Origin of the sequence: Deefgea salmonis, from assembly GCF_020531905.1 — a bacterium.
Taxonomy (GTDB): domain Bacteria; phylum Pseudomonadota; class Gammaproteobacteria; order Burkholderiales; family Chitinibacteraceae; genus Deefgea; species Deefgea salmonis.
In genome coordinates this window covers 1-5400 of sequence record NZ_JAJAWG010000019.1, presented here as the reverse complement: position 1 = coordinate 5400, position 5400 = coordinate 1, and the positions used below count along the sequence as shown (strand labels likewise).

8 protein-coding genes are annotated in these 5400 nt (G+C 51.6%); 6 read left to right on the top strand and 2 right to left on the bottom strand.

Features of this window, described 5'->3' with window-relative positions; genetic code table 11:
• Window positions 1–192 precede the first annotated feature (192 nt).
• The 4 genes from rlmH (at window position 193) to LG219_RS15105 (ending at window position 1853) form a co-directional block, all read left to right on the top strand.
• Window positions 193–663, top strand: coding sequence for a 23S rRNA (pseudouridine(1915)-N(3))-methyltransferase RlmH (gene rlmH, locus LG219_RS15120; RefSeq protein WP_226765277.1), 471 nt, complete (start codon window positions 193–195; stop codon window positions 661–663).
• Window positions 664–701: 38 nt separating this feature from the next.
• A complete protein-coding gene (locus LG219_RS15115) occupies window positions 702–899 on the top strand; it encodes a hypothetical protein (RefSeq protein ID WP_226765276.1) in 198 nt (65 codons plus the stop codon).
• Window positions 896–1486 (top strand): Maf family protein, encoded by a 591-nt coding sequence (locus LG219_RS15110; protein WP_226765275.1) that lies wholly within the window; start codon window positions 896–898, stop codon window positions 1484–1486. The genes LG219_RS15115 and LG219_RS15110 overlap by 4 nt, the downstream gene beginning before the upstream one ends.
• A gap of 142 nt (window positions 1487–1628) precedes the next feature.
• Window positions 1629–1853, top strand: a complete 225-nt coding sequence (locus LG219_RS15105) for an RNA-binding S4 domain-containing protein (RefSeq protein WP_226765274.1) — start codon at window positions 1629–1631, stop codon at window positions 1851–1853.
• Here LG219_RS15105 and LG219_RS15100 read toward each other — a convergent pair.
• Window positions 1850–2074, bottom strand: coding sequence for a hypothetical protein (locus LG219_RS15100; protein WP_226765273.1), 225 nt, complete (start codon window positions 2072–2074; stop codon window positions 1850–1852). The genes LG219_RS15105 and LG219_RS15100 overlap by 4 nt on opposite strands.
• Window positions 2075–2157: 83 nt before the next feature.
• Window positions 2158–2445, bottom strand: a complete 288-nt coding sequence (locus LG219_RS15095; protein WP_226765272.1) for a DUF2917 domain-containing protein — start codon at window positions 2443–2445, stop codon at window positions 2158–2160.
• A 131-nt stretch (window positions 2446–2576) separates the two neighbouring features.
• Between LG219_RS15095 and LG219_RS15090 the strand changes: the two genes are divergently transcribed.
• Together LG219_RS15090 and LG219_RS15085 are read left to right on the top strand one after the other, a co-directional pair.
• The gene (locus LG219_RS15090) at window positions 2577–3458 is read left to right on the top strand and encodes a LysR substrate-binding domain-containing protein (protein ID WP_226765271.1); all 882 of its coding nucleotides are present in this window, start codon (window positions 2577–2579) and stop codon (window positions 3456–3458) included.
• Window positions 3459–3600: 142 nt separating this feature from the next.
• Window positions 3601–5082: a B12-binding domain-containing radical SAM protein gene (locus LG219_RS15085; protein WP_226765270.1), complete on the top strand. Its 1482-nt coding sequence runs from the start codon at window positions 3601–3603 to the stop codon at window positions 5080–5082.
• Window positions 5083–5400: the final 318 nt, after the last annotated feature.

Sequence of the window (5400 nt, the reverse complement as noted above, 5' to 3'; positions counted from 1 at the left end):
ACTCTGCGTTGTAGCAAGCTCACATAGAATGACTATGTATCGCTTACTACGCCTTGATTCGCCGAGAAAAACACTCCAGCGCGGCGGGAAACCAATCATCAACAGACCCTAGGGTCTGTTGATGGCAAACCAAACGTCAACAGATCCTGACCCATCTGTTACCATCGGGCGTCACTACCGTAAAAAATCAATATGAAACTGCAACTGATTGCTGTCGGCCATAAAATGCCGAACTGGATTACTGAAGGCTTTGCCGAATACGCCAAACGCATGCCGCGCGATTTTGCGCTAACGCTCACTGAGCTAAAACCGGATAAACGCATCAGCGCGCGCACGCCGCAGCAAGTGATGAGCGAAGAAGCCGATCGCATTTTGGCGGCCATTCCCGATGGCGCACGCGTATTGGCGCTCGACGAGCGCGGCGCTAATTGGACGACGATGAAGCTCGCCGACAACATGAAACACTGGCAAATCGATGGTCGCGAAACGGTATTTATTATCGGTGGCACCGATGGCCTTGATCCACGGATTAAGCAACGCGCCGACCAATTGTTGCAGCTGTCCGCAATGACCATGCCCCACGGCATGGTGCGCGTCTTGCTCGCCGAGCAACTGTATCGCGCGGTGTCGATTATTAATAACCATCCTTATCATCGAGAATAAAGCCAATGGGCTACTTGCTTCCCATCTTGCTGTTTTGCATGCTGGCCCTATTTGCCGATATTGGCGAGCGTGGGATGGGGGCTTTGCTACTCTATGCTCTGGTGGTGATTGCGTACTTAATCGGATTTGGCCTACGACACGCTGGGCGCCCACAAGCGCCGCCGTTTAACGCCGTCACGCTCGGCGGCGGGTTCATTTCTACCTTCTTTTTTGCTCAGGCTTTATCTTCATTATGACCCAACTCTACCTCGCCTCTGGCAGCCCACGCCGTAAAGAATTACTCGCGCAAACCGGCGTGATGTTTGAACGCATCGCCGCCCCCATCGATGAAACCCCACAAGCGGCGGAAAATCCACGTGATTACGTGATTCGTATGGCGGTAGAAAAAGCCGAATCCGGCTGGCAACATTTAATATCGATGGGTTTGGCGCTCAAACCCGTACTCGCATCCGATACCTCAGTGGTGTTAGCCGATGAAATCTTAGGCAAGCCGCTAGATGCCGCCGACGCTGCGGCGATGCTGCGTAAACTCTCGGGCCAAACGCATGAAGTGCTCACCAGTTTGGCACTGCGCGATGAGCACGGCGTGCAAACCCGCTTAAGCGTCAGCCGTGTCACCTTTGCCCAACTGAGCGACGCACAAATCGCCACGTATGTGGCCAGCGGCGAGCCAATGGACAAAGCTGGCGCGTATGGCATTCAAGGCTTGGGCGGCGTATTTGTCGCGCATTTAGACGGCAGTTTTACCGGCGTCATGGGTTTACCCTTGCACGATACTGCGGCATTATTGGCGCAGAATGGCTTGGGCGTTTTGGCGCAATAATTTTACCGATCACACGCATCACTACGCTGCGGCAGGCGTTTAAAATGATCGCCTTTAACGACAAGCACTTATTTATCTAGATGTATTGAGCTGCAGGCATTAATTACCAAAGCTTGCAAGCAAATACCCATAAGGACACACCATGGCAATCCAAACTTTTGAACTCCGTAACGAATACATCGCGCTGTGCGATTTGATTAAAAACCTCGGCATTTCACATTCCGGTGGCGCCGCCAAACTGATGGTCGCCGAAGGCTTGGTCGAAGTCGACGGCGTGCTCGAAAGCCGTAAAACCGCCAAAATCCGCGCGGGCATGGTGGTTAAAGTTTTAGGCGAAGAAATCCACGTTGTCGCCAGCGACGCTTAACCGCGCCATACATTGCGAATCACCAGCAAGGCTGAAGCGGCATACGCCAGAAAAATCAACAGCAAAATCGGCAACATCGCGCCATTGAGCGTTAAGTTGTTGCCGAGTGCTTGTGGCAAAACAAACAGCAGATACTGCAACAGAAAAAACCCCGCCAAGCTCAGCAATACTTGACGCAAGCGGTACAATACCCGCTGCAAGACAGAACGACGTTGAAACATAAACCGCATCCGCACCAAAAATAAGATGGCGATTTATACCGTAAGCAGATGACGACAGCATGACGCTGCTTACAAAATCACCCTCAAGCCACTCCGGCGAGCAAACCGCCAGTCACATCCAGCGCATTGCCTTGACTTTGTGGGCTGAGCTGTAGATTTTCCCCACAAAAACACAATCGCCCGTTCCCTTCAATCAGCACTTTACCGGCTGCCAATTGTCGATGCTCGCCGCGATACAGCTCAATATCTTCCGTTGACTGATCGTGCGTCAACCAGACGCCACCCTCTTCGCACCACAGCTGCGCAGGGTGGCTCAGCTCGACCACCAATAATTCATTTTTTAATACATTCAATCGTAGATAGGTGACCATAACTATCATCCATTTGGCATAATGGATTGACTATATCCAATAAACCAAAGCCGATCGCTGATGATTTTTTGGCCTTTATGTGAATAAAATTCACATAAAGCGAATTTCATTCGCTCAACGAGGAACAAAGCATGAGCCAACTACCACCACTGGCGGCACTGCGGGCATTTGAAGCGGTAGCGCGCTTAGGCAGTGTGGTTAAAGCGGCCGAATCACTGAATGTGACGCACAGCGCCATTAGTCATCAACTGCGAACGATTGAAGATTTTCTCGGTGTGTCGTTATTTTTACGCGAAGGAAAACGATTGCAACTCACCGAGGAAGGCCGCATATATGCGCTACGAATTCGTGGCGCAATGGCCGACTTACAAGACGCCACGCAACGCGTACTGACGCGCCCAAAACCCAATGACATCACCATCGGCATCGTGCCCTCGTTTGCACTCAATTGGCTGGTACCGCGCCTACCCGACTTTAAAGCCCAATACCCGCAATATACGATCTGGCTACGGGCAGGTTTGGGCTTTGAAGAAATGAATAATGGCTTACTGGATATGGCGATCCGTATGGGCGCAGGCGGCTGGGATGGGATGAAACAAATCCATCTGATGGATGAACAACTATTAGTCGTCGCCGCCCCTAGCTATCAACCTCGGCCAACATCGGCTAATGCACTCAAAACTGCGACCATCATCCAAAATCCGGCAATTCCTTGGGCAACATGGTGCCAAGCGGCGGGGCTGGCCGATTGGCGGCCCACGCCAACCTATTCGTACAACGACAGCAACTTAGAACTTGAAGCCGCACGCTTGGGCCACGGGGTCATGCTGGCGCGCAGCTCACTGGTTGAAGCGCATTTTGCCAACGGCACACTCATTCCCATCACCGATATTCGCGTTCCCTACCAATATCCATATTGGCTGGTTTGGCCGGATCGGAGCAGCACCAGCCAAAAAATCGCTGACTTTACTCGCTGGATGATCAATCAAGCGAATGACTACTTAAAAAAATAAAATATATAGGTATCGTCATACATACTTTATTAGATAAAGGCTACAAGCGTATACCCACCAATAATTTCCGTTCAAAACAAACGTCAACCAAGCCCGGCTGAAACCCGTAAAATAGCGTTTTCGCTTTTGAACTTCTGCCGCCATGACCATCATCTTGTCCACGCTCAACGCCCGTTACACGCACGCCTCGCTAGGATTACGTTATCTGCAGGCCAATATGGGCGATTTGCAGTCGCAAACTGAAATCATGGAATTTGTGATTGGCGGTAAAACCACGGAATTTGCCGAGCGCCTATTGGCCAAAAATCCGCAGATCATCGGCTTTGGCGTTTACATTTGGAACGTAGAAGAAACTGCCCGTTTGGTGGCGCTGATTAAGCGCGTTGCGCCGCACATCAAAATCATCCTCGGCGGTCCGGAAGTCTCTTTTGAGACCGCGGAGCAAGCGATTGTCAAAGACGCTGATTTTGTCATCACCGGCTGGGGCGAAATCACACTGCCGGATTTATGCCGCCAAATCATCAACGGCCCACAGCCCTTAATGAAAATCCATGTCGGCGTGCAAGCCAAGCTGGATGACTTACAACTCCCCTATTCGCTGTATACCGATGAGGACATCAAAAATCGCACGCTCTACGTTGAGGCGTCACGCGGCTGTCCATTTAAGTGCGAATTTTGCCTTTCTGCGCTGGACAAAACCGCTTGGCCGTTTGAGCTGGAGCGCTTTTTGGCCGAGATGGAAACGCTGTATCAGCGCGGCGCACGGTTGTTTAAATTTGTCGATCGTACGTTTAATTTGAATATCAAAACCAGCCTGCGCATCATGCAGTTTTTCCTCGATAAAATCGCCGCGCATCCGAATGATCCGGTGTTCGCGCATTTTGAGGTGGTGCCCGATCATCTACCCGAAGCGCTCAAGGCCGGCATTATGCAATTCCCACCCGGCGCTTTGCAGTTTGAAATCGGGATTCAAAGCTTTAATCCCGAGGTACAAACCTTGGTCAGCCGCAAACAAAATAATGAAAAGGCCGCCGAGAACATCCGCTGGCTGGTGGAAAACTCGCACGCGCATATGCATGTGGATTTAATCGCCGGTTTGCCCGGCGAAACGGTAGAAAGCTTTGGCGTGGGCTTTGATCAACTGTATGCACTCAAGCCGCATGAAATTCAATTTGGGATTTTAAAACGCCTGCGCGGCACGCCAATTATTCGCCATACCACCGAATTTGCCATGGTGTACGACCCCTACCCGCCGTACACGATTTTGGCCAATCGCGACATCGACTTCACCACCATGCAGCGCTTGGTGCGCTTTGCGCGTTACTGGGATTTGGTCGCCAATTCGGGGCGGTTTGCCAATACGCTGCCAGTGCTGTTGGGCGACGCGCCATTTGCTAACTTTATGGCGTTTGCCGATTGGCTCTACGCCAGCACCGACGCCACGCATCGCATCGCACTTGATCGCTTGGCGAAAATGGTCGCGTTGTGGTTGCAAACGCAAGGCATGTCAGCCGTCGCGGCAAGCGCTTTGCTGGAAAGCGATTACGCTGGCAAACAGCACAAACCCAAAGTCCCCGCCGAAACCGTTGCCCCATCACGGCAAGCGCAACATCTACACGCTTAGATAGGTATAGCAATGCCCGCTTTATTCAATAAGCGCTATATTGATATACCCAATAAAAAGTGGCGATGTTCAGATTTGGTGTTGATGCTGTGCCGCGCTCGTCGAGCTGGGGCTTAAAATCCCGTTTAAGCGCACCGAGTGAGGAGAGAGACAAACGGTTTTATCGTTTGGCTCACGACAATCGAGGGCACAGCGGAGCTGGGCGCGCTCGGGTCGCCTTTCTTTTCCCCCATTTTCTTTGGCGAGTCAAAGAAAATGGGGTCCCCGTCGCGGACTGCGACTGTAAAACAATGTGCCGCAGGCACTTAAAACCATCAA

What these genes read in the sequence shown, in the direction of transcription:
- rlmH (WP_226765277.1), top strand. Translation starts at nt 193, where the DNA reads ATGAAACTGCAACTGATTGCTGTCGGCCATAAAATGCCGAACTGGATT.
- LG219_RS15115 (WP_226765276.1), top strand. Translation starts at nt 702, where the DNA reads ATGCTGGCCCTATTTGCCGATATTGGCGAGCGTGGGATGGGGGCTTTG.
- LG219_RS15110 (WP_226765275.1), top strand. Translation starts at nt 896, where the DNA reads ATGACCCAACTCTACCTCGCCTCTGGCAGCCCACGCCGTAAAGAATTA.
- LG219_RS15105 (WP_226765274.1), top strand. Translation starts at nt 1,629, where the DNA reads ATGGCAATCCAAACTTTTGAACTCCGTAACGAATACATCGCGCTGTGC.
- LG219_RS15100 (WP_226765273.1), bottom strand. Translation starts at nt 2,074, where the DNA reads ATGTTTCAACGTCGTTCTGTCTTGCAGCGGGTATTGTACCGCTTGCGT.
- LG219_RS15095 (WP_226765272.1), bottom strand. Translation starts at nt 2,445, where the DNA reads ATGGTCACCTATCTACGATTGAATGTATTAAAAAATGAATTATTGGTG.
- LG219_RS15090 (WP_226765271.1), top strand. Translation starts at nt 2,577, where the DNA reads ATGAGCCAACTACCACCACTGGCGGCACTGCGGGCATTTGAAGCGGTA.
- LG219_RS15085 (WP_226765270.1), top strand. Translation starts at nt 3,601, where the DNA reads ATGACCATCATCTTGTCCACGCTCAACGCCCGTTACACGCACGCCTCG.